The organism is Corynebacterium sputi DSM 45148, from assembly GCF_000427865.1.
GTDB classification, from domain to species: Bacteria; Actinomycetota; Actinomycetes; order Mycobacteriales; family Mycobacteriaceae; genus Corynebacterium; species Corynebacterium sputi.
In genome coordinates this window covers 1-22,405 of record NZ_ATYV01000015.1, presented here as the reverse complement: position 1 = coordinate 22,405, position 22,405 = coordinate 1, and the positions used below count along the sequence as shown (strand labels likewise).

Sequence of the window (22,405 nt, the reverse complement as noted above, 5' to 3'; positions counted from 1 at the left end):
GGTGCTACTACCAGCCGCGCTCTGCGAGGCGGTGCGGCACCGGGATGTCGTCGACGTTGATGCCAACCATGGCGTCGCCCAGTCCACGGGAGACGTCGGCGATGACATCCGGGTCGTCGTAGTTCTGGGTTGCGCGAACGATAGCCTTGGCGCGCTGCTCCGGGTTTCCGGACTTGAAGATTCCGGAACCGACAAAGACGCCCTCGGCGCCGAGCTGCATCATCATGGCAGCGTCGGCCGGGGTAGCGATGCCACCGGCGGTGAACAGCACGACGGGCAGCTTGCCCTTCTCAGCGACCTCGACGACGAGGTCGTAAGGAGCCTGAAGCTCCTTGGCTGCCACGTACAGCTCGTCCTTCGCCATGGAGGTCAGCTTGCTGATCTCGGCGCGGATGGTGCGCATGTGAGTGACGGCGTTGGAAACGTCACCGGTGCCGGCCTCACCCTTGGAACGGATCATCGCAGCACCCTCGTTGATGCGGCGCAGGGCCTCACCAAGGTTGGTCGCACCACAGACGAACGGAACATCGAAGGAGAACTTATCGATGTGGTTAAGGTAATCAGCCGGGGTCAGGACCTCGGACTCGTCGATGAAGTCGACTCCCAGGGACTGCAGAACCTGCGCCTCAGCGAAGTGGCCGATGCGGGCCTTGGCCATAACGGGGATCGAGACAGCGTTGATGATGCCGTCGATCATGTCCGGGTCAGACATGCGGGACACGCCACCCTGGGCACGGATGTCGGCGGGAACCCGCTCGAGAGCCATAACTGCGGTAGCGCCGGCATCTTCGGCGATTTTGGCCTGCTCCGGAGTGACGACATCCATGATGACGCCGCCCTTCATCATCTCGGCGAAACCACGCTTAACGCGCGCAGTGCCCTGACCGGGGGTGTTCTCAGAGGTGGTCAACGAAGCCTTCTCCCTGTTGGTTGTTAAGAGTTTCCCGCCGGAACCGACGGGAGTCGAATTAATGATAGACGGACGGTTTACTCGACATCACCACGGGCGACGGTGTCGAAATATTCCGGCACCGGCGCGGTACCCGCCAGTCGCAGAATCCGGACCAAAGGCCGTCTCCGCAGCGCCTTGGTGTCGGTGACAGCGTCGTTGTAGAAACGTCGTGCCAGATCCACTCTCGTTCGCGAATCTCGCAGTTCGGCGGCAATCCCCTGGTCGAGGTCAGCCCTCTCCACGTCGGCGACGGCGACAGCGAGTCGATTCTCCGCATCCGCGCGCACCCCGACGATACCGCTAGCCAGTGGGACCGCTTCTGCGGCGACGGTCAATTCAGAGACCTCCGGGTAGGCAGTTCTCAAAATCGCCGCCCGACGCCCTAGTGCTGACTCCAGGCTCGCCCTCGCCAGGTCACAGCGCACATGCATGCGGTTGAGCCTCGTGGCAGTTGCTGAGGCGAGCATTCCGATGATGAGGATCACCACCGCAACGATCGCGAGAATCAAAGCCCACAGCGGAATGTTGACCATCAGTCGACCACTACCCTTTCTCCGGGGGTACGCACAGTCTGATAGACCTGCAGCACCCGATCAGCTATCGACGACCAGTCGAAGTCCCAGGCCCTACTGGAACCTGCAGTGACGTATGAGGCCCGCAGTTCGTCGTCGTCGAGCAGCATCGCTATCTTTCTCGCCAGATCCGCAGAGTCACCATTGCGGAACAGCACACCGGACTGGCCCTCGGACAAGACCAGCCGGAACGCGTCTAAGTCAGAGGCGAGCACGGCAGTTCCGGCGGCCATGGCCTCAACCAAGACGATGCCGAAACTCTCGCCGCCTCGTTGAGGCGCGATGTAGATGTCGGCCGACGCGAGGATCGCGGTCTTTGCCTGTTCCGATACACGTCCGACAAAGTTCAGAAGTGGAGCGTGCTCCCCTGCCTTCGCGATGGCACTGTCTCGGTCCCCGTCGCCGATCACCACAATCTCGATATCCGGGTATCGCTGGGCGATCTCTGGCAATGCGTCGAGGAGGACCGACAAGCCCTTGCGCGATTCATCAAAACGTCCAAGGAAAACGAGGCGCTTGCGTCCCGGTTCAGTCGGGCCGATGCCGGCGTCCGCCGCCATCGCGGGGTCGTCCAGACCAGCCGCTCTCACATAGGTGCCGACATTCACCCCATTAGGGATCAGAACCGGATCACCACCGAGCTGCTCAACCTGCCAGCGACGGGCGACCTCAGAGACAGCGATGCCTCCGCGGATGCGCTCAAGCACTGGACGCAACAATGGCAATGCGACCTTCAGGACCCGCGACCGAGTCGCCGCTGAATGGTACGTCGCCACAACCGGGCCAAGCGCTGCGTTCACCGCGAGCATTGAGTAACTCGGCGAGTTGGGTTCATGAACGTGGAGGACGTCAAAATCGCCCTTCTTAATCCACCGACGAACCTTCCATGCTGTGACGGGGCCAAATGCCAGCCGCGCCACGGATCCGTTGTACGGGATGGGAATGGCGCGTCCGCCACGTTCAACGAAGTCCGGGAGATCAACGTCTTTACCGGCTGGCCCAATCAGACTGACCTCGTGGCCACGGCGACGGAACTCCTCGCACAGGTCCAATGCGTGAATCTGGACCCCGCCCGGGAAATCGAAAGAATAGGGCGACACCATTCCGATTTTCATCTGTGTCGCCTCCGGGTCTTACGGTCCCGCTTCCAAAAAGGCTGCAATACGTGCCAGTCAGCGGGGTGATTCCGCACAACTGATTCGATGTCGCGAGCCTGGTCAGCGACGATGTCCTCGATCTCACGGCCCTGAGTCGGGATTTCCGGGTACAAGTCGATGCCCCAATCCCCTTCCTCTGGGAAGTGGCACGAGACCACGATCAGAGCAGCACCGGTTTCCCGAGCCAATAGAGCCGATCCACGCGGCATGGTGGTTTCTTCGCCGAAGAACGTCACTGGCACGCCGTCCCCGGCGATGTCACGATCTCCCAGCAGGCAAACGACGCCTCCATCGAGGAGAGTCTGCCGCAGTTGCCCCAGCGGGGGTTCCCCACCGGTCAAAGGTAGGACGGTGAAACCGAGGGATTCGCGGTAGTCGACGAAAGCGTCGTAAAGCGCTTCAGGACGGAGCCGTTCGGCGACGGTCGCGAAACCACCTACCTCGTTCGCAAGCCAAATGCCTGCCATATCCCAGTTGCCCGAGTGGGTGATGACGAGAACCACGCCTTTGCCTCTGGCAACGGCGTTGTCCAGGATCGACCGATCGTTAATCCCATCTCCCACCTGGCGGAGCAGAGCAGGCGCCACGATGCGAGGAAGGCGAAACGCCTCCACCCAATACCTCAAGTACGAGCGCATCGAGGCTCGGACCAGTTCCTCGCTGGGCTCGGAGCCAATCACACGGGAGAGATTCTTACGCAGCTGCTTCGTCGACCCCTCAGGATCAGCGGCAATCTTGTCCGCGATCCGATACGCGACCTTCATTGTCAACCGCTCTGGAAGAGCGCCAACGACCTTCCAGCCGGCGATATAACCCAACGCCGTCCACTGCTCAGAATTACGGGGAATGAACATCAGGCCCCTTCCGGAGGTGCGATGGTGTCTTGTGCCCCCGGCTGCTTCGCCACAATCAACACTCGCTGGACGACGGTGCAAACGGTGCCCACAGCAAGAAGCCAAATGGCGACATCGATCGCGTACGGAACGCCAAGGCCCTGCAGGCCGATACCGACCAGGCCGAGGATCAAACGCTCCGGGCGTTCGATGAGGCCACCAGAGACGGTGAAACCAGAAGCCTCGGCGCGCGCCTTGACGTAAGAAATCGTCTGGGAGCCGATGAGGACCGTGAGACAGGCGACTAGCAAAGGTGCCGACGCGTCGTAGCTGTAAGCGAGCCACCAGAAGATGGCCGCAAACAAAGCGCCGTCAGTGATGCGGTCGCAGCTTGCATCGAGGACTGCACCGAATTTCGTGCCACCGCCGCGAAGGCGCGCCATCGTTCCGTCGATCATGTCGAAGGCGGTGAAAACTCCGGCCAGCAGAGCTGCCGCGAAGAGGTGCCCCATGGGGATGAGCACTACCGAGGCGGTAACGGCGGCGATCGTTCCGATCACCGTCATTACATTCGGAGTCAAGCCCACAGCATTGGCGCCGCGTGCAATCGGATCCACAATCGGGGCGACCGGTCCCCGGCCCTTCGAACTCAGCATCAGGTTCTCTCCCAAGCCTCAGCCAGCAGCGAACGGGTCTGTCGCAGTAGTTGCGGCAGAACCTTGGTCCCATCAAGGACCGTCATAAAATTGGAGTCCCCACTCCATCGGGGAACGACGTGCATGTGGACGTGCTCAGCGACCGATCCACCCGAGGCACGGCCGAGATTAAACCCAACGTTCACTGCATGCGGATTCGAGACGCGCTTGAGTGTCCGGATTGCTTCTTGTCCAAAGGCCATCATCTCAGCCATCTCGTCAGCAGTAACCTCTTCGAGGTTCGCTACTTCCCGGTACGGCACAACCATCATGTGGCCTGCGTTGTACGGGAACAAGTTGAGGACGCAGTACACGAGCTCACCCCGAGCGACGATGAGAGCCTCTTCGTCGTCGAGGGACGGCAGATCGATGAACGGGTTACCGCCGGCTTTGCGGTCTGCGATGTAGCTCATGCGGTACGGCGCCCAGAGCCGGTCCAGCCGGTCTGGGGTGCCGACGCCTGAGTCGGTGTACCCGTCCACGTCCGCGTCAGCGCCGTGCGGCAATGTTCTCGCCGTTCGGCTGCTCGTTGACCCGGTCCTTCACCCAGCCTTCGATGATGTCGGCTGCTTCAGCCACCGGGATTCCGTTGACCTGGCTGCCGTCGAGGAAGCGGAAGCTCACTGCGTCCGCCTCGACGTCGCGGGCGCCGGCCAGAACCATGAAGGGAATCTTGCCGGTGGTGTGGTTGCGGATCTTCTTCTGCATACGGTCATCGGAGACATCCACGTAGGAGCGCAGTCCGCGGGACTTCAGCTCCTTGTTGAAGGCGTCCAAGTGCGGGACAAAATCGTCCGCAACTGGGATACCGACAACCTGATCGGGAGCCAGCCACGCCGGGAACGCACCTGCGTAGTGCTCCAGGAGCACTCCGAAGAATCGCTCAATGGAGCCGAAGAGCGCGCGGTGGATCATGATCGGGCGCTTTTTGGATCCATCCGGGGAGGTGTACTCCAGCTCGAACCGCTCCGGCAGGTTGAAGTCGAGCTGCACCGTGGACATCTGCCAGGTTCGGCCGATCGCGTCCTTCGCCTGCACAGAGATCTTCGGGCCGTAGAACGCGGCGCCGCCCGGGTCTGGAACAAGATCGAATCCGGAGCGCTCGGCAACGTTGCGGAGAATCTCGGTCGACTTCTCCCAGACGTCATCCTCACCAACGAACTTCTTCTCGTTTTTGGTGGACAGCTCCAGGTAGAAGTCGTCCAGACCATAGTCGCGCAGCAGCGAGATGATGAACTCGAGGACGTCGGTGAGCTCCTGCTCGAGCTGTTCCTCGGTGCAGTAGATGTGCGCGTCATCCTGGGTGAAGCCACGGGCACGGGTCAGACCATGGATAACACCGGACTTCTCGTAGCGGTAGACGGTACCGAACTCGAACATGCGGATCGGCAGTTCGCGGTAGGAACGTCCACGCGTGGCGAAGACCAGGTTGTGCATCGGGCAGTTCATCGGCTTGACGTAGTAGTCCTGCGGCTGCTTGGTGCAATTGCCGTGCTCGTCCCACTCGCCATCGAGCTGCATTGGGGGGAACATGCCGTCGGCGTACCAGTCGAGGTGGCCGGACTTCTTGAACAGATCACCCTTGGTCACATGCGGCGTGTTCACGAAGTCGTATCCGGCTTCGATGTGACGGCGGCGCGAGTGCGCCTCCATCTCGTTCCGAATGATCCCGCCCTTGACGTGGAAGACCGGCAGTCCGGATCCGAGCTCGTCCGGGAAGCTGAACAGGTCCAGTTCGGATCCGAGACGACGGTGGTCGCGCTTTTCTGCCTCCAGGAGCATGTCCAGGTAGAGATCCATCTCTTCCTTAGACTCCCAGGCCGTACCGTAAATGCGCTGCAGGTCCGCGTTGTCCTGGTCACCGCGCCAATAAGCAGCAGAGGACCGGGTCAAAGTGAACGCCGGAATGTACCGGGTGGTCGGCACGTGCGGGCCGCGGCACAGGTCGGACCAGACGGTATCGCCGGTCCGCGGGTTCACGTTGCGGTAGCCGGTCAGCACAGCGCCGCCGACGTCAACGTTCGCGTCCTCGTCATCCTTGACTTCGCCCTTGGACTTGTCAGTGATGAGCTCGAGCTTGTACGGCTCATCCGCCAGGTCCTGGACAGCTGCCTCAGGGGACTCGAATACGAAGCGCTCGAAACGCTGGCCGGACTTGATGATCTTCTTCATGCGCTTCTCGATGCGCTTGAGATCCTCCGGAGTGAACGGCTCTGCGACGTCAAAGTCGTAGTAGAAGCCATTGTCGATCGCCGGGCCGATGCCGAGCTTCGTTCCGGGGAACTCCTCCTGGACGGCCTGAGCCATCACGTGAGCGGTCGAGTGGCGGATCACGCCACGACCATCCTCGGTGTTGGCCGGGACCGCTTCGACAATCTCGTCGGTCTCTGGCGCATAGGCCAGATCCCGCAGGGCGCCGGACGAGTCCCGGACGCAGACGATGGCGTCAGGGCCCTTGTTCGGCAGTTCCTGCTCGCGCATTGCCTCACCGGCGGTGGTTCCTGCCGGTACGAGGAACGACACGGCGGAGGCTAAGGGGGTGGACACTGTGAAGTGCTCCTTCTCTGTTGAATTCGGAAGCCGCATACCCGGCGACTTCCTTGACCGAGAACACCTTACCCCTGACGGCCATGCTGCAATAGGGTCGGCACGCCGCCGTAACCCCTATTCGCCCTCGAGCAGATCCTGCGCCCAGTATTCGTCGGACATTGTCCCGCGTGGCAGGACAAACGCCGCCGCGCCTTGGATATCCACCCAATTACCGAGCAGGTTCGCCTCCGTGAGTCGCTCCTCCACGGGAACGAACTGGGTCTCTGGGTCCTTTTGGAAGAGCACCTCAACCTCGCCTTGGGCCACTGCCTCATCGAACGAGTACGGACGGGCGAGCATCCGCTGATTCGGCGACTCCTCTGGAGGCTGCCGCAGGGCGGCCTCGCCGCCACCATTGGGCTGCCCGTCTTCAATTGCGACACCGAGCAATTCCTCGCGTGTGGACCGCGGTACCGCGTCCCACGCCGCCATATCGATTGCTTTACGACGCACAACTACACTAGTTCCGCCCCTCAACCAGGCCGGGCCTTCCTCAAACCAGACTGTGCGATCAAGGTCGACACCTCCGATGGGGTTTTCCAACCCGGTGGGAGGTCCGAACATTCCGCGGGGGTTCTCGCCTGGGCGCAGGGAACCGTCGGGAAGCGAAAATCCGTCTTGAATCCACTGCACTTCCGTGTGCACCGAACCCTCGCGAATGAGCAGACGCGAGCAATGCGAGAGGGTCATCGGGTCATCGCAGCAGATCTGCAACAGCAGATCCGCGCCAGCCCACGGATTTTCCTCCCCTTCCTCGAATAGGCCGAGCCACTCAGGCGCCTCGTCCTCACGCTCCGCCACGGCGAATGCGCCGGCACCGAAACCGATAGTGACCGTGAGATTCGCGGTGACCTGACCGAGCTCAGGAACCAAGTCCGACGACACCTCGTCGCCTTCACACAGCTGCCGAGCAACGCCCGTCCACGCACGCATCAGGTTGCGGAGCCCCGGGCGTTCCACACCTTCGAGCAGATTGAACCCAATGAAGCGGGCGTTGGTCTGCCGTTCGGTGCTGATGCCTGCCTGGTGAACGCCGTCGAATCGGATCACAGAGTCCTGCAACGGAGGCGTGTCATCTTCTTCCGGGCTGGGGAAGGACAGAGCGTTCGCCGAGGCCGGAGCAAACAGCGCCGCTGCACCGACTCCGGCGCCAACTCCTGCCGCTCCAGTCAGGAAGCGCCTACGAGGAAACTTTGGGTTCATGAGGTCTCGCCGTCGGCCTCGTCGCCGTTCTCCCCATGGTCTTCGCCGAGTTCGTGGATGTCACCGTAATCCTCTTCACCGGACGGCTGAACGCGAACCGGGACGGTCACGGTGAGCTCGGATCCGTCATCGAATCGCAGCACCAGGGTGAACTCTTCGCCGGGCTCCAGTGCCTCATCGTTGTTCATGACCATCAGGTGCAGGCTGCCAGGCTCCAGCTCTGCTTCAGAGTCAGCCGGCACATCGAATCCACCATCGACCGGTCGCATCACACCGTCAGCGACCTCGTGGAGCTCAAAGACAGTTCCCTCAGCAAGCCCTTCGATCTCGAAGCTCTCCAGCACGAGATCGTCGTCAGTGTTGTTGACGATCGAGCCGAATACCGCAGTCATGTCGTTGTCCGCGGCCTTTTCCCGAATGTATCCATCGACGAATGCCACAGAGTTGGCGGTGGCCTCGTCTGCGGAGTCCTCCTGGACCGTGTTCTCGGCGTTGTTGCCGTTGGTGAGGGACACCTCATCGGTGCCACATCCGGTGATCACCAGTGATGTCGCTGCTCCAATCGCGACCAAGAAAGATGCCCTGCGGTTGATTGTCATCTTGTGTCCTTTCATTCGGCGAGGAGATCCTCGCCCCAGTATCCGTCAGAGGTGGTCCCCGGGGGGATCACAAACACAGCGGATCCGATGTGCCGGATCCACTCATTGAGTCGGTCAGAATCATCCAGACGCTGCTGGATCGGGTGATACTGCTCCAGAGGGTCCTTCTGGAACGAGATGAACACCAGCCCGGTATCAGGGGTGACCCCGTCAGTTGGCGGTATGTCGTAGGTGTAGGGCCGTCGGAGCACCTGGAGCCCGGGCTTGCCGTCTGCGGGCATCGAGCGGGCGACGTGGCTGTTCGCGTCAATCACCGGAAGTCCATAACTATCCCGACGGTCCAAGTCGACCACGTCATGCTCGTGGTCCATGCCCAGCGGTGCACCTGAAGCCAGGTGTCGACCAGTGGATTCCTCGCGGCTAACGCGATCGAGGATTTCCCAGGTCTCAATCTCCATATGGATACGCCGAACGACCATTGAGGTACCGCCGATGAGCCATTTTGGCCCATCGTTGATCCACACGATGTCATCGAGTTCGTCAGTCGAACGCGGGTTGACCGTGCCGTCGAGCTGTCCAAACCGGTTCCTCGGGGTGGCGCCAGGCTCATGCACCCCTGCTCCGTGCGCAAATCCTGTCTGAACCCAGTGGACGTCCGCAAACGGCTCCGCATTGCGGATCATGTACCGCGCCACGTGGGAGAGAGTCATGGGGTCGTTGCAACAGATCTGCATTACGACGTCCCCATCCCCCCACTTCTCCTCCAACTGATCGAGGGAATATTTCGGCAGTGGTGCGAGCCATTCTGGACGCTGCTCCGGTAGGCCAATGACATCGAAGAAGCGGGGACCAAACCCGACCGTGAACGTCAGGTCTGATGGCGTAGCGATCATCTCCGGTTCCAATTCGGCGATAGCCGGCTGCCCACGAGACATCCTTCTGGCGTCGTCTGTCCAGGTCCGCATAAAGCCGCGGACCCGCGACCGGTCCAGTCCAGGCTTAAGCGTGAAGGCCAGCATCCACATTGCCGCTTGTTCCGGAGTGGAAATGCCTGCCTGGTGACGACCATCAAAGGCGACAGTTCCGTCGCCAATGGACTGCGCGTCCTGCGCCTCAGCAGCCTGTTCCCTGCCCATTCCATGAGCCAAGGGCGTTCCGGTCGCTAATGCCGCAGCGCCAGCACCTGCTCCGACTCCGAGCCCAGTGAGAAAACGCCTCCTGGAGTACCCGACCTCGGCCATCGTCAGCCCTTCTTCCGCGTGACGGCCGCCACCCCCGCCACGACGGCGACGATTAGCACCACGACTCCGACACCGACACCGATCGCCCATCCCGGGATTCCGCTGTCGTCTTCTTCGACGAGCGGTTCGACGTCGCTTTCTTGATCATCGGCTTCCGCAGAGGCTGAGGCGCCCTCTACCGAAAATCCGACCTGCCCGCGGGTGGAGTGCCCGTCAGAGGAAGTGATCTGGAATCCGACCTGGTAATTTCCATCGCCCGGATCGAGATCCTCTGGGAGGTCGATATGGATGAGGCGCCCATCAAGCGTCGGCTCTCCGGTGAACAGAACTTCCTGGGTATCTGTGTCGCTGATGGCAATGGTGTTGAAGTTAGGACGTGGCTCAGCCGAGAAGTTCAGCTCGACCTCATCGGGGAACTCCGTGAGGGCATCCCCCTCGGCCGGGACCGAGCTGATGACCCAGTCGTGGGCCTGGGCGGTGGCCGGGGCCACGAGACTGGCCATAGCCATCACCGTGACTGCGGCGAAAGCCCGCCGCATGTTGTGAACCTTCATTGATCTTCCGAATCCTTCGTTCGACGACCGCGTTCTGTCAGACAGAACCCGCTACTTCTCAAGTAGTCGAACTCGTCCGAGGGAAAGTTCCCGATTCATACAGAGTCAGTAATCACAGTTGACACTCAAAGACAGTGGATGCACAAAAACCCGCGCCTAATGGTGCGGGCCTTGGCGGTAGCTCCAACTGGGTTCGAACCAGCGACCTTTCCGGTGTGAACGGAACGCTCTTCCACTGAGCTATGGAGCTATACAGCGCGCCGAAACGCGATTCGCTGAGACAGAAGTTAGCACGGAAGGCACAGACAATGAAATTCAGGGGCTGTACAGGCGTCGAGATGGATTCACACGTGCTCCTCCGCGGGATTCATTCACTTCCCATTCATCGGAATGCAAGCGGAATAGTGAACAACCTGGGGATTTGTTCACATTCAGCGAATTACGCTACTGTTCTTCTCGCACCGCAAGCCGGTCGGGCAACGGAAACGTTCCCTCCAGCATGCAGGTGCAGAAATGCGGATGTGGCGCAGCTGGTAGCGCATCACCTTGCCAAGGTGAGGGTCGCGGGTTCGAATCCCGTCATCCGCTCTGGTTTTACTTTTACGGGCTCCGGCAAGTAGAGTACAGACCTTGAAGGACAGCCGTAAGGCAGTTCTCGCATGCGCGTTTAGCTCAGCGGGAGAGCGCTTCCCTGACACGGAAGAGGTCACTGGTTCAATCCCAGTATCGCGCACAGGTTTACTGTGTTTCATAGTCAACCAATGCGGATGTGGCGCAGCTGGTAGCGCATCACCTTGCCAAGGTGAGGGTCGCGGGTTCGAATCCCGTCATCCGCTCAAGCCTTCCCGGAGGATTCCCGTCCCCCGGAGATGGCTAGAGGCAGAAATGCCACGGTGGAATGGCCGAGTGGTGAGGCAACGGTCTGCAAAACCGTGCACACGGGTTCGATTCCCGTTTCCACCTCGTACGATCAAGCGCGTTTAGCTCAGCGGGAGAGCGCTTCCCTGACACGGAAGAGGTCACTGGTTCAATCCCAGTATCGCGCACAGGTTTACTGTGTTTCATAGTCAACCAATGCGGATGTGGCGCAGCTGGTAGCGCATCACCTTGCCAAGGTGAGGGTCGCGGGTTCGAATCCCGTCATCCGCTCCATTTAACCCGTCGACTTCGGTCGGCGGGTTTTTGCATTGCGCTCCCCCACTGCCGTTCTGGGCCAAGGGAGGATTAAGAGACGCAACACGCTGGGCCCGCCGACCCCGGGAGCACAATCAGCCAGTAGGCCCGTCAGGATCCCCCGTGGTGGAAGCAGCCACCTCTGCGCGTGCGCCGAACACCCTGTGGTCGTTGCATACCCGAGTCCACTTCGCAACAACCAGAGGGTATTAGGGCCACGCAGAGAAGGCATCCCCGTGTGAGACGCCCAACGAGCTTCCGCCGGGCGCAGTTCAATCGCAACTCACTGTCAGTCTTAGATAATTATCACATCGGAAGGCGCCCCTGGTCCATGCGGACTCGGCAGTGGCGATACGGTTCATAACAATTAGTTAATGGATGATGTCGGTGACATGAAGAAGCCCCACAGGGTGGCTGACCCTGTAGGGCTTGGTGAAGCACGGACGGTGGCGTCCGGGCGTTCTAGCGAGAGCTGAGCTCGTCGTCGACGCGAAGGACGCCGGATCCTTCGTTGCCCACGATATTGAGACGACCGATGATGGTACGGACGGTGTCCTCCTCTTCGATCTGCTCGACGAGGAATTCGTCGAGCAGCGGACGGGAGTCGACGTCGCCCTCATCGTCGGCGAGCTTGCGGAGCTTGCGGATGGCCGCAGAAACGGTCTCCTCGTGCTCCAGGGCGATACGGAAGGCGTCGATCGGCTGGGAGATCTTGACGTCCGGCTTGGGGATGTCGCCAATCTGAGCGCGGTTGTCGCGAGCGTCGAGGTGCTCGATGAACTTCTGAGCGTGCTCGATCTCTTCCTGGGACTGCTTGCGCATCCAGGCGGCCATGCCGTTGAGGTCGAGGAGGTCCAGTTCGATAGCAAGCTGACGGTAGACGCTGGAAGCAGTCAGCTCGAGGGTGATCTGATCATTGAAGGCGGTTTCGAGGGTGTCGTTGAGTCGCATGACCCCACTATAAGACGACCTTTTAAGTCTCTGCAAGAATGGACATATACACTATCAAAGGTGCACCTTACCTTTAATGGGTACCCCTGACTGGGAAACTTATTGCTCACCACTCCTAACCCAAGCCCTTCGTTTAGGGGGCGGAACGGTACGGTGGACCACGTGAAAACACCGATAGTCGGAAGCCCCCGCGCCCCCAGGAACACCGGATCCAGGAACTCAATCCTGCTCCGTGTGTTCTGGCCCATCGCCGTGCTCACCATTCTTCACCGCTCGATCTTTGTGGGCACGAACATGGGGAACACGGACGACTTCACCACGGTCTTCCGTGCCGTGCGCGGCTTCGTTGATGGCAATCCGATTTACCAGCAGGACTACCAGAGCGTTGAGCCTCACTTCCTCTACTCCCCTGGTGGAACTCTGCTGATCACTCCGCTTATCGGCTACACCGATGATGTAGACGTGGCGCGGCACGTCTTCCTAGCAGTACAAGCAATTGCGATCATCGCAGCGATCGCACTTCTCATTCGATGGATGGGAGTATCCCTGCGTTCCTGGGTGTTCCCGGCGTCGCTTGCTGCCGTGTTCATCACTGAATCGGTCACCAATACGATCCAGTTCACGAACATCAATGGACTTCTTCTCCTGATGCTGGTCGGCTTCCTCATCTTGTTGCTGAAAGACCGTGGCATTTGGGCGGGTATCCTTCTCGGACTTGCGATAGCGGTGAAGCCGGTCTTCGCACCCCTGCTGTTCCTTCCGTTCGTCCGGAAGCAGTTCTCCACGATCGGTTCCGCTCTTGCGGTGCCTGCACTCGTGAACATCATTGCCTGGCCCATGATGAACTCGCCGCGTGAGTACATTGACCTGACGATGCCGTACCTTTCCGAGGTTCGCCTCCACGCCAATGTCTCCCTTGCCGGACAGTTCGAGTACTTCGGAGTATCCGAACGGTGGCTGACCCTATGGCAGGCAATTATCGCCCTGGCGATCATCGTGGGCCTCGCACTGACGCTGCGATGGGTCAACCGTGATCCGATCTTCTGGGCCGCCACTTCTTCGGGGCTTCTTTTCCTCGCAGGGTTCCTTCTGCTGTCTCTCGGCCAGATGTACTATTCGATGTTCCTGTTCCCCATGATCTTCACACTGATTCGAGTGCTGGAAGGCCGCCGAGACCTTGAGGGACGACCCGTCCGCAGCGTCATGGCCTCGTGGCCCGCCTGGGTTGCTATGGTCCTGATCTTCGGATTCATTGGTTGGTGGACTGACCAGTGGGCAATGGGTTCGTTCTGGTGGGACGTCGGACGCGGAATGATTGGCTGGACTCTGCTAGCCGTCTCCGTCACTGGAATTTTGGTCAAATGGACCATTGACGAGGTTGCCGCCGGCGGAGACCTCATCCCCGGCCGTCCGATGAAGCGTAGGATCGCGGCACCGGAAACCGCTTCACCGAAGGGAGCATGACATGAGCGAGAACTGGAACCTGTCTGACAAAGAGTGGCAGGAACGTCTCAGCGCAGCCGAATTCGATGTCCTCCGCCGTGGCGGCACCGAACCCGCCTTCGTCGGCGAATACACCGATACCGAGACCGAAGGCATCTACCGGTGCCGTGCCTGCAATACCGAATTGTTCCGCTCGACGGAGAAGTTCCATAGCCACTGCGGGTGGCCGTCATTCTTTGATCCCGCTGACTCGGACGCAGTCATTCTGAAGGAAGACCGCACGTTCGGAATGGTCCGCACAGAGGTCCTCTGCGCGCAGTGCAATTCTCACCTCGGCCACGTCTTTAAGGGCGAGGGATACAACACGCCAACCGATCTCCGGTACTGCATCAATTCGGTGTGTCTGACTCTGGAAGCGGCCGGCGACACCGCCTGATCTCCCCCACGTAACCCTCTTCATCGACCCACGCGCGCTGGACATCTCCCAGCCAGTTGGGACGATATTTTTCTACCTGGTGACCAGCGGCAGCAGACACTGGAGACTGGGTGACGCAGCATTCGTCGATGAGGCCTGACTCAGCAAATTTCTCGAACAACCCAGGGCCTCCCTCGAGGAGAACTCTGCGGAATCCACGGCGCTGTAACCAGGCCACGAGATCATCAGCCCACAAGTCACCGAGTACTGGATGTACCCGCGCTCCAACTGATCGTAAGCGGGCGACGTCAGCCGGATCATCTGTCGACTGAACGACGATGTCGGTTGGCACAAGGATATCCTTGATGAGACTGGAGTCTTCTGAAAAGTTCCGCGCGGAGGTAGCTACAACCACCAGGGCTGGGACGAGATCAGTCACTGCAGAGCGTCGTGCCCCTGAATAGTCCTCTGCGCGGGCGGTTCCGCCGCCAACGACAATCACGTCCGCTGTGTCACGCAGATAGATAAACAACGCCCGATCGGTCTCGTTGCCCAACGCCCCCGACACCCCGTCGACGGTCCATAACCAGTCCGCCCCGAGTATGAGATTTCCCCGGACCCAGAAGTCCGGGGACTCAGGCCACCGATAGTGGCTTGCCGGGAATATCCGGCTCAATTCGGTGGTCATGGTGCTCTTAGGGCAGCGTGTTGACCAGTTCGGCGATGTCATCGACCTTGCAGCCGGTGAAGAACGGAACTTCTTCGCGGACGTGGAGACGGGCCTCGGTGTAGCGCATCTTCCACATCAGTTCGACGATGCGGCCGAGGTCTGGGCCCTCGAAGGCGAGAATCCACTCGTAATCACCGAGTGCGAAGGACGGCACGGTGTTCGCACGAATGTCGGGGTAATCGCGGCCGGCCATTCCGTGCTCGGCGAGGATACGGCGGCGATCGGCGGCGTCCATGAGGTACCAATCGTAGGAACGAACGAACGGGTACACGCAGATATAGCGCTCGGCCTCTTCACCCATGATGAAGCTCGGCAGGTGGGACTTGTTGAATTCTGCCGGGCGGTGCAGCGCTGCATTCGACCAGAACGGCTCAGATGCCTGACCAAGGGCCGTTTCCCGCAGGAAGCGCTTGTAGAACTCCTGGATGTCCTCGATCTTCTCTGCGTGGATCCAGAACATGTAGTCAGCCTCAGCGCGCAGACCGGCGATGTCGTAAATTCCGCGGATTTCCAGGTCGGCGTCCGCGTAGGAATCCACGAAGGCACGTGCTTCCTCGACGGCGGCGGAACGGTCATCACCCAGGCGACCGGGGGTGACCTTATAGGCGGTGAACATCTCGTATCGCTGCATCGAGTTGAGCTTGTCGTAGTCGAGCTTGGCCATTGCCAGTTTCTCCCCTTGTGAGATTGTGTACCTGAGGGCTGAGCCTACCCTCAGTCGAAAAGTGCGTCGGCGACGGTATCGGCTGCCCGTCGCGCGTCGGTAATGCAGGCAGGTACGCCAGGCCCGCGGTGCCAGGCGCCTGCGGCTGCGATGCCGGTGACTTCGTCCATCAGGCCGTCGACGGCATCCATCGCTTCGGCGTGTCCGGCGTCATATCGCGGAAGCCCGCCCCACCACCGTTGAACATAGGTTTCGGCCGGAGGCGTCGAGAACCCCGTAGCTGTTGCCAAGTCGGTCACCGCGAGGTCAATGAGTTCCTCGTCGGAAAGCTGCACCAGCGAGTCATCCCCGAACCGGCCGAACGAAGCTCGGACGATCGCTCCGCCACGCTCACCCAGGTGCGGCCACTTGCGGGAGGAGAACGTGAAGGCCTTCGCCGATAAGCCACCATCAACGGCGACGAGCACTCCGGAGTTTTCAGGCAATCCAGCATCGTCGTCGAAGCGCATGGCTACGACAGCGGAGCTGGCTAGGTCGACATTGCCGATGATTCCGGCAGCGTCACGTGCGACCAGTTCTAGCAGTTCAGCGGCATACGGAGCAGGTGTTGCCACAACTACCGCGTCCGCGTCCCCTACGCCCGGCACGTGGAATCCGCCGGCGTTGCGCGGCACGATGCGTCCGGTCTCGGTTCCCATCCTCAGGTCGGGTTCGGTGCGTTCGAGCAGGGCGTCGATAAGCACGGCATAACCGTCGCGGAATGTGCGGAACACCGGCACCTTGACGCCTCCGGTGGAGGCGACACGAGCTTCATTCGCTTCCCGACGCTCACTCAACACCCTCTCCACCGCGCCCGTCAGAGTGACGTCGGCACCATCAGCAGCAAGTGCATCAAGGGCATGAGCCAACTGTGGGACTGTCGCCCGGATGCCCAGATGGTCGGCGCGAGTGGAATAAACGCCACCAAAGAGAGGTGTCACCACTCGGTCGACTACTTCCCTGCCCATTCGTTCGGCGACAAGTTCACCAAGCAGACGGTCTTCGCCGGGAGTCCAGGTGAAGGAGGTGTGGACCTCAGCGTCGATAAGCGAGCGCCCTTCATCCGACACCAAATCGCCGACCGCCTCCGAAGAGGCGGGAATTCCCATCACCGTGTCCCGAGGCATTGGGTGCGTGCCGCCGGCGGAATACACCGTCGAAGGCAGACCCGAAGGCTCAACTAGTTGATCGGCAAGTCCGAGCTGCTCGAAGTACTCAGTCGCATCGGCTCGGAAAGCCAGATACGCCTCAGCGCCTACTTCGACCGGCCCCGACTCCATCATCACGCTGCGAAGTTTTCCACCGGGCTCGTCAGCCGGGTCCGCGATGATGATCTCAGCATCCGGGCCGAGCCTTTCCCGCAGTCGGTGAGCTGCGACAAGGCCGGTCAGGCCTGCTCCCAGCACGACGATGGTCGGGGTGGTCTCCTGCATCGCGTCTCCTCGTGGATGTCCGAAAAGTGGTGCGACTACCGCTGCAGCGGCTCGATCGCGTGAACCATCTCAACGGTACGCGCGATGGCTTCCGGGTCAGTGTTCGGCATGACCCCGTGGCCGAGATTGAAGATGTGACCACGAGCAACGCCCTCAGAAATTGCGCGATCCGTCTCCTCTGTGATGCGAGTGACCTCAGACCGCAGCGCATCATCGCCGGCGAAGAAGAGAGCCGGGTCGAGGTTGCCCTGCAGTGCGCGGGCCTGCTCTCCCCTGCCATCGCCGGAGTTAACTCGGTCCAGGGAATCAGCGATACGGTGCGCGGCCTTGTCCATCGGCACTCGCCAGTCCACACCGACGACCTCGGGGCCGGCCTCTGCCATTGCTCCAAGGAGCTCACCGGTGCCGACGCCGAAGTGGATCCGCGGGATACCTGCGTCGGCCACCGAATCCAGAATGTTCGTCGAGTGCGGCAGAACAAATCGACGGTAGTCACGCTCTGTGAGGAAGCCAGCCCAGGAATCGAACAACTGCAGTGCATCGATGCCTGCATCGATCTGCGCGCGGAGGAAGCCCGAGATCAACGGGGTGATCTTTCGCATCAAACGGTCCCAGGTCTCCGGCTCGGAGTGCATGAGTGCCTTGGTGCGCTCATGGTTCTTCGAAGGGCCGCCCTCGACGAGGTACGAGGCCAAGGTGAACGGTGCGCCGGCAAAGCCAATGAGAGCCTGCTGATCCGTGAGTTCACTCAGGATGATCGAGATACCCTCCTGGACCTTCTCCACCTGCTCCGGAGAAAACTCCGGAAGAGCGTCAATGTCAGCAGCGGTACGGATGGGCTCAGCAACAACCGGACCACGGCCCGGCACGATGTCCAAGTCAACACCCGCTGCCTTCAGTGGCACAACGATGTCAGAGAAAAGGATTGCAGCGTCGACATCATGACGACGCACCGGCTGCATCGTAATTTCAGCCAGTAGTTCGGGCATGAAGCACGAATCCAGCATGGGGATGCCTTCGCGGACCTGGCGGTACTCCGGCAGAGACCTGCCAGCCTGTCGCATGAACCAAACCGGACGACGGCTGGGAGTTCGTCCTGCGGCTGCATCGAGAATCGGGGCATCAGTCAGTTCACGGCGAAGAGTCATGCGTCAATCATGCCCCATCCGGCGCGCCTTCCGGCTCCGGCCCACCCGAAACGATAGATTGCCGCATGTGACCGACAACGGGGATGCACCACAGAGCTTCACTGACGCCGTTGCGTCCATGAACGCCGCGCAGATCCGGCGGGACATTACCGCCTCAGAGATCCCGGCTCCCAAAAACCTCGCGCCCTGTTCATATGCGCTGGGCCTTGAGGTCGAACGCCAGGATCCGATGGACCAGGAAGGCGACGCCTTCGGCCGCCTAATCCTCCTTCATGATCCGGGCTCTGCCGCCGATATGCGATTAGTTACCTACATTCAGGCAGACATGGATCTGGCCCTATCCCAGGATCCGCTGCTGCCGAGAGTCACCTGGCAGTGGCTACAGGAAGGTCTGGACTCCGAGAACACGCAGTACGACGGCCTCGGCGGCACCGTCACATGCACCAATTCGGTGACGTACGGGGACATTGACGGCGCCCAAGAGGCGTCGCAGTTGGAACTGAGGGCCTCGTGGACGGTGACCTCAGGAGATCTGGCGAGCCACGTTCAAGCCTTCGCTACGGTTCTGGCTCATGTCGCTGGACTACCTCCAGAAGGAATCACCGCCCTCGGCGCTTCCGCGGGGTGACCATCGGAACGAAGAACTTCCCACATTCCGGTACCCCTATATTAGGTTAGACTCACCGAATAACCCTTCAGGGTCTTCTTTTTCGGGTTTCCTCAGGCGTATCTTCAGATCTGCCTCACCATGGAGGCGATCAAGTGTTCCCGATGTGGCCTCTGACCACTACGGACACCTGCCTGTAAGAAGACACAAATGTTCTTCGCTTCCTTCCTCATCGGTGTGCGCGAAGGCCTCGAAGCTGCCTTAATTATCGGAATCCTGCTGGCCTACGTGCAGCGGCAAGGGCGCCCTGAGGCCCGCCAGAAAATCTGGTCCGGGGTGCTGGTCGCGGTAGTGCTCTCTGTCGCACTGGGAGCGGTCTTCACGTTTGGCCGGAGCTCTTTGAGTTTTCGCGTCCAAGAGATGATCGGCGGTTCCATGTCGCTACTCGCCGTCGTGATGATCACCGGAATGATCTTCTGGATGCAAAAGGCCGGCCGGAACATGCGGAAAGACTTGGAGACCAGCGCAGCAGCGAAACTGGGGCTCGGGGCTTGGGGCATGTTTTGGCTCGCATTCATCACGGTGGGCTGTGAAGGCATCGAGACCACACTTCTGTTGTGGGGATGGATGACGGATCCGGCTGCGATCATAGGCGCCCTAGTCGGAGTAGCAGTCGCCGTGGCGCTGGGTGTTGCCATCCATCACGGAGTGCTCCGCTTCCCTTTCAGCACGTTTTTCACCTGGTCCGGCGCGTTCCTGATCATCGTCGCCGCGAGGATCCTGGCGTACGGCATTCACGACCTTCAGGAGGCTGCGTTCCTTCCGGGGCCCTTCTCCGGGGCTCCCATCGCGCCAACGCACCCTCGCACCGGAGAGGTCCTCACCGGATTCACCGCGTACCCGTTCTGGGGTGCCGCCTACCCGTTCGGATGGGCGTTCAATCTCGAGCATCTCATTGACCCAGCAGGTCCTCTCGCTGCCTTCCTCAAGGGAATTTTCGGGTTCGTACCGCAGATGACCTGGCTCGAAGTGACTGCCTGGGCAGGCTACCTGACCATCATCGTTCCCCTCTTTATCTCCAAGGTCCGCACGGCTCGCCGCAGCTGACCTCCCATTTCCCAAGGAGTGTTCTGATGAACAACCGATACACCTCTCTCACCGTCCTGGCAGTCTCGTCCACAGTCCTTTTGACTGGTTGCTCTGATACAGGCAACTCCGCAGACTCCAACGCCGACACAATCACGGTGACCTCGACCGCCGACTCTTGTGAAGTCTCCGCGGATTCTGTCGAGAGCGGAGCGCACACCTTCACGATCACCAACGAGGGTGACAAGGTCACCGAGTTTTACCTTCTCGGCTCTGACGGGCTGCGAATCGTCTCGGAGCTGGAGAACATCGCCCCGGGATCTTCCGCCGAACTGACGGTCGCCATTCCTCCGGGCGACTACTACACCGCTTGCAAGCCGGACCTTCGTGGCGCCAACATCGGCCAGGCCTCATTCACAGTCACCGGAGAAGCACTACCGGTATCGGAAAGCGATCAGGAGCTTTTCGACGGCGTCGTCAACGATTACATCGCTTTTGTAAAGAACGAGGTCTCCGAACTTGTGCCAAACGTCGAAACATTCGCACAGGCTTACATGGACGGGAACGACGCAGAGGCACGCGACCTCTACGCAACGACCCGAATCAACTATGAACGGATTGAGCCGATCGCGGAGGCTTTGGGCACATTGGATCCACGCATCGACTACCGAGAGGTCGACTACCTCGCTGAGGCCGACCAACTAGAGGCTGACGACCCCGAATTCACTCAGTGGACCGGATTTCACAGAATCAAGAAGGACCTGTGGCCTCCGGCCGAAGGTGACCGCAATGCAGATGGCGCACCCGCTACCGAAGGATGGACGGAAAGCTCCCCGGAGGAGCGCCAGTTCATTGGTCAGAGCCTCATCGACGACGTGAACACTCTCTATGACACCGTCAACGACCCGAACTTCATCGAGGACCAGGAAATCAACATCTCCAGTGTCTCGAATGGAGCGATCAGTCTTCTCGAGGAAGTGGCAGTCACCAAGGTCACAGGTGAAGAAAACTGGTGGTCTCACTATGACCTGTGGGATTTCCAGGCCAATATCCAAGGCTCTCGTATCGCCTTTGATCTGGTCGCTCCGATCGCAAAAGGCAAGGGTGATGAGGGCCGGGAACTAGTCGAGGAGATCAATCGTCAATTTGACGATCTCCAGGCACTTCTCGACGAATATGGCGACCTCGATTCCGGTTTCACCATGTATGACGAGGTTACTGCTGCACAGCAGGCTGAACTGACCCGCAAGATCGATGCACTGCGCGAACCGCTCTCCCGCCTCACCGGAACCGTCCTAGGCATCGAGGGCTGAGCAATGAGCGACCACGACTCAACTGCCTCACGTCAGAGAATCAGCAGACGTTCGATGCTGGGGCTCCTCGGTGCCAGCGGAGTCGGGGTCGCGATCGGCGCCAGTGGTGGAATCGCTGTCGACCGGCACATTCGGTCACCTGAGGTCACCGCCACTATTACCGACACCAATGAAAAGACCTACGATTTTGACGGCCCTCATCAGGCCGGAATCATTACTGAGGCGCAGGACCGGCTTCACTTCGCCGCGTTCGACTTCGATGAGGGAGCAACCCGGGAAGCCGTAATAGACCTCCTCGAGAGGTGGACCGCCGCCGCCCGACGTCTCACTCTCGGTGGGGAGACCAGCGCCCGTGGAGCCTTCGGTGGTGGACCGAACTTTCCTCCAGATGATTCCGGGGAAGCCTTCGACCTCGGGCCCTCTGGTCTGTCTCTGACATTCGGCTTTGGACGAACCTTCTTCCGAACCGCAGATGGAACTGACAGGTTCGGAATCGCCGACCGTATGCCTGCGGATTTCACTGAACTTCCCGTGATGGCCAACGACTTCATCCAACCTGAGCTTTCCGACGGTGACCTATGCATTCAGGCCTGTGCCGACGATCCACAAGTGGCCTCTCACGCAATTCGCAATCTCACGCGCATGGCGGTGGGAACCGCAGTACTCCGATGGTCCCAACTTGGGTTCGGACGGACTTCGTCGACCACGGTCTCGCAGAAGACCCCACGAAACCTGTTTGGACAGAAAGACGGTACGGCCAATATCAAGGCGGAAGAGTCTGATCGGGTCTGCTGCACGTGTAGGTGACATCTGAGTTGGCTTGCCCGGGAGGGTGGGCTGGAAGGATGTCATTGTGCCGAAGCCCTATCCCCGAGAGTTCCGTGACGACGTTGTGCGTGTTGCGAGGAGTCGTGAACCAGGTGTGACGATCGAGCAGATTGCGAAAGATTTCGGCGTTCACCCGATGACCCTGCAGAAATGGTTGCAGCGCGCCGCGGTGGAGGACGG

General features: G+C 60.4%; 23 protein-coding genes and 7 tRNA genes. 13 read left to right on the top strand and 17 right to left on the bottom strand.

Annotated features, from left to right (window positions below; translation table 11 throughout):
• Positions 1-7: 7 nt before the first annotated feature.
• The 12 genes from pdxS to YWU_RS0108850 form a co-directional block, all read right to left on the bottom strand.
• Positions 8-910 (bottom strand): pyridoxal 5'-phosphate synthase lyase subunit PdxS, encoded by a 903-nt coding sequence (gene pdxS / locus YWU_RS0108905; protein WP_027020200.1) that lies wholly within the window; start codon positions 908-910, stop codon positions 8-10.
• A 77-nt stretch (positions 911-987) separates the two neighbouring features.
• Positions 988-1,485 (bottom strand): LemA family protein, encoded by a 498-nt coding sequence (locus YWU_RS0108900; RefSeq protein ID WP_034647588.1) that lies wholly within the window; start codon positions 1,483-1,485, stop codon positions 988-990.
• Entirely contained in the window at positions 1,485-2,639 is a 1,155-nt protein-coding gene (locus tag YWU_RS0108895) for a glycosyltransferase family 4 protein (protein WP_027020198.1), read from the bottom strand. The genes YWU_RS0108900 and YWU_RS0108895 overlap by 1 nt, the downstream gene beginning before the upstream one ends.
• Positions 2,636-3,535 (bottom strand): phosphatidylinositol mannoside acyltransferase, encoded by a 900-nt coding sequence (locus YWU_RS0108890; protein ID WP_034647587.1) that lies wholly within the window; start codon positions 3,533-3,535, stop codon positions 2,636-2,638. The genes YWU_RS0108895 and YWU_RS0108890 overlap by 4 nt, the downstream gene beginning before the upstream one ends.
• The gene (pgsA, locus tag YWU_RS0108885; RefSeq protein ID WP_027020196.1) at positions 3,535-4,170 is read right to left on the bottom strand and encodes a phosphatidylinositol phosphate synthase; all 636 of its coding nucleotides are present in this window, start codon (positions 4,168-4,170) and stop codon (positions 3,535-3,537) included. The genes YWU_RS0108890 and pgsA overlap by 1 nt, the downstream gene beginning before the upstream one ends.
• Positions 4,170-4,715, bottom strand: a complete 546-nt coding sequence (locus YWU_RS0108880; RefSeq protein ID WP_027020195.1) for an ATP adenylyltransferase — start codon at positions 4,713-4,715, stop codon at positions 4,170-4,172. Before YWU_RS0108880 ends, pgsA begins: the two co-directional genes overlap by 1 nt.
• Positions 4,699-6,795, bottom strand: coding sequence for a threonine--tRNA ligase (gene thrS / locus YWU_RS0108875; RefSeq protein ID WP_156892781.1), 2,097 nt, complete (start codon positions 6,793-6,795; stop codon positions 4,699-4,701). Before thrS ends, YWU_RS0108880 begins: the two co-directional genes overlap by 17 nt.
• Positions 6,796-6,873: 78 nt before the next feature.
• On the bottom strand, positions 6,874-8,001 hold the full coding sequence (locus tag YWU_RS0108870) for a Dyp-type peroxidase (protein ID WP_027020193.1): 1,128 nt from the start codon (positions 7,999-8,001) through the stop codon (positions 6,874-6,876).
• A complete protein-coding gene (locus YWU_RS16045; RefSeq protein ID WP_169718899.1) occupies positions 7,998-8,600 on the bottom strand; it encodes a copper chaperone PCu(A)C in 603 nt (200 codons plus the stop codon). Before YWU_RS16045 ends, YWU_RS0108870 begins: the two co-directional genes overlap by 4 nt.
• Before the next feature lie 11 nt (positions 8,601-8,611).
• On the bottom strand, positions 8,612-9,841 hold the full coding sequence (locus tag YWU_RS0108860; RefSeq protein WP_027020192.1) for a Dyp-type peroxidase: 1,230 nt from the start codon (positions 9,839-9,841) through the stop codon (positions 8,612-8,614).
• A gap of 2 nt (positions 9,842-9,843) precedes the next feature.
• Positions 9,844-10,395 (bottom strand): copper resistance CopC family protein, encoded by a 552-nt coding sequence (locus YWU_RS0108855; protein ID WP_034647585.1) that lies wholly within the window; start codon positions 10,393-10,395, stop codon positions 9,844-9,846.
• A gap of 178 nt (positions 10,396-10,573) precedes the next feature.
• A tRNA-Val gene (locus YWU_RS0108850) sits at positions 10,574-10,645 on the bottom strand.
• A gap of 265 nt (positions 10,646-10,910) precedes the next feature.
• On the opposite strand from YWU_RS0108850, the gene YWU_RS0108845 reads away from it, so the two are divergent.
• The 6 genes from YWU_RS0108845 to YWU_RS0108820 all read left to right on the top strand — a co-directional run bounded on the left by YWU_RS0108845 (position 10,911) and on the right by YWU_RS0108820 (position 11,547).
• Positions 10,911-10,983, top strand: a tRNA-Gly gene (locus YWU_RS0108845).
• Positions 10,984-11,056: 73 nt separating this feature from the next.
• Positions 11,057-11,128: transfer RNA gene (locus tag YWU_RS0108840), tRNA-Val, on the top strand.
• A 30-nt stretch (positions 11,129-11,158) separates the two neighbouring features.
• Positions 11,159-11,231 (top strand) — tRNA-Gly (locus YWU_RS0108835).
• Positions 11,232-11,287: 56 nt separating this feature from the next.
• A tRNA-Cys gene (locus YWU_RS0108830) sits at positions 11,288-11,358 on the top strand.
• An 11-nt stretch (positions 11,359-11,369) separates the two neighbouring features.
• Positions 11,370-11,441: transfer RNA gene (locus YWU_RS0108825), tRNA-Val, on the top strand.
• Positions 11,442-11,471: 30 nt separating this feature from the next.
• Positions 11,472-11,547, top strand: a tRNA-Gly gene (locus tag YWU_RS0108820).
• Between the two features lie 483 nt (positions 11,548-12,030).
• On the opposite strand, the gene YWU_RS0108815 is transcribed toward YWU_RS0108820, so the two are convergent.
• Positions 12,031-12,519, bottom strand: a complete 489-nt coding sequence (locus tag YWU_RS0108815) for a ferritin (RefSeq protein ID WP_027020190.1) — start codon at positions 12,517-12,519, stop codon at positions 12,031-12,033.
• A 162-nt stretch (positions 12,520-12,681) separates the two neighbouring features.
• Here YWU_RS0108815 and YWU_RS16040 point away from each other — a divergent pair, with 162 nt between their 5' ends.
• Positions 12,682-13,983, top strand: a complete 1,302-nt coding sequence (locus tag YWU_RS16040; protein ID WP_156892780.1) for a glycosyltransferase family 87 protein — start codon at positions 12,682-12,684, stop codon at positions 13,981-13,983.
• 1 nt (position 13,984) lies between these two features.
• Complete coding sequence (gene msrB / locus YWU_RS0108805; RefSeq protein ID WP_027020189.1) at positions 13,985-14,398, top strand: peptide-methionine (R)-S-oxide reductase MsrB; 414 nt, start codon at positions 13,985-13,987, stop codon at positions 14,396-14,398.
• Here msrB and YWU_RS0108800 read toward each other — a convergent pair.
• The 4 genes from YWU_RS0108800 to hemE are packed head-to-tail and all read right to left on the bottom strand — an operon-like array spanning position 14,352 to position 18,391.
• Positions 14,352-15,065 (bottom strand): dihydrofolate reductase family protein, encoded by a 714-nt coding sequence (locus tag YWU_RS0108800; RefSeq protein WP_169718898.1) that lies wholly within the window; start codon positions 15,063-15,065, stop codon positions 14,352-14,354. The genes msrB and YWU_RS0108800 overlap by 47 nt on opposite strands.
• A gap of 7 nt (positions 15,066-15,072) precedes the next feature.
• Positions 15,073-15,771, bottom strand: a complete 699-nt coding sequence (gene hemQ / locus YWU_RS0108795) for a hydrogen peroxide-dependent heme synthase (RefSeq protein ID WP_027020187.1) — start codon at positions 15,769-15,771, stop codon at positions 15,073-15,075.
• Positions 15,772-15,821: 50 nt separating this feature from the next.
• On the bottom strand, positions 15,822-17,243 hold the full coding sequence (locus tag YWU_RS0108790) for a protoporphyrinogen oxidase (RefSeq protein WP_027020186.1): 1,422 nt from the start codon (positions 17,241-17,243) through the stop codon (positions 15,822-15,824).
• A 35-nt stretch (positions 17,244-17,278) separates the two neighbouring features.
• The gene (gene hemE / locus YWU_RS0108785; protein WP_027020185.1) at positions 17,279-18,391 is read right to left on the bottom strand and encodes a uroporphyrinogen decarboxylase; all 1,113 of its coding nucleotides are present in this window, start codon (positions 18,389-18,391) and stop codon (positions 17,279-17,281) included.
• A gap of 67 nt (positions 18,392-18,458) precedes the next feature.
• Between hemE and YWU_RS0108780 the strand changes: the two genes are divergently transcribed.
• The 5 genes from YWU_RS0108780 to YWU_RS18920 form a co-directional block, all read left to right on the top strand.
• Entirely contained in the window at positions 18,459-19,019 is a 561-nt protein-coding gene (locus tag YWU_RS0108780) for a DUF3000 domain-containing protein (protein ID WP_027020184.1), read from the top strand.
• 189 nt (positions 19,020-19,208) lie between these two features.
• On the top strand, positions 19,209-20,105 hold the full coding sequence (gene efeU / locus YWU_RS16035; protein WP_034647584.1) for an iron uptake transporter permease EfeU: 897 nt from the start codon (positions 19,209-19,211) through the stop codon (positions 20,103-20,105).
• 26 nt (positions 20,106-20,131) lie between these two features.
• Positions 20,132-21,397: an iron uptake system protein EfeO gene (gene efeO / locus YWU_RS0108770; protein ID WP_027020183.1), complete on the top strand. Its 1,266-nt coding sequence runs from the start codon at positions 20,132-20,134 to the stop codon at positions 21,395-21,397.
• Positions 21,398-21,400: 3 nt separating this feature from the next.
• On the top strand, positions 21,401-22,204 hold the full coding sequence (locus YWU_RS16030; RefSeq protein ID WP_084142011.1) for a Dyp-type peroxidase: 804 nt from the start codon (positions 21,401-21,403) through the stop codon (positions 22,202-22,204).
• A 25-nt stretch (positions 22,205-22,229) separates the two neighbouring features.
• Positions 22,230-22,405: helix-turn-helix domain-containing protein (locus YWU_RS18920; RefSeq protein WP_205618314.1), on the top strand; the 176-nt coding region annotated here is incomplete at its 3' end.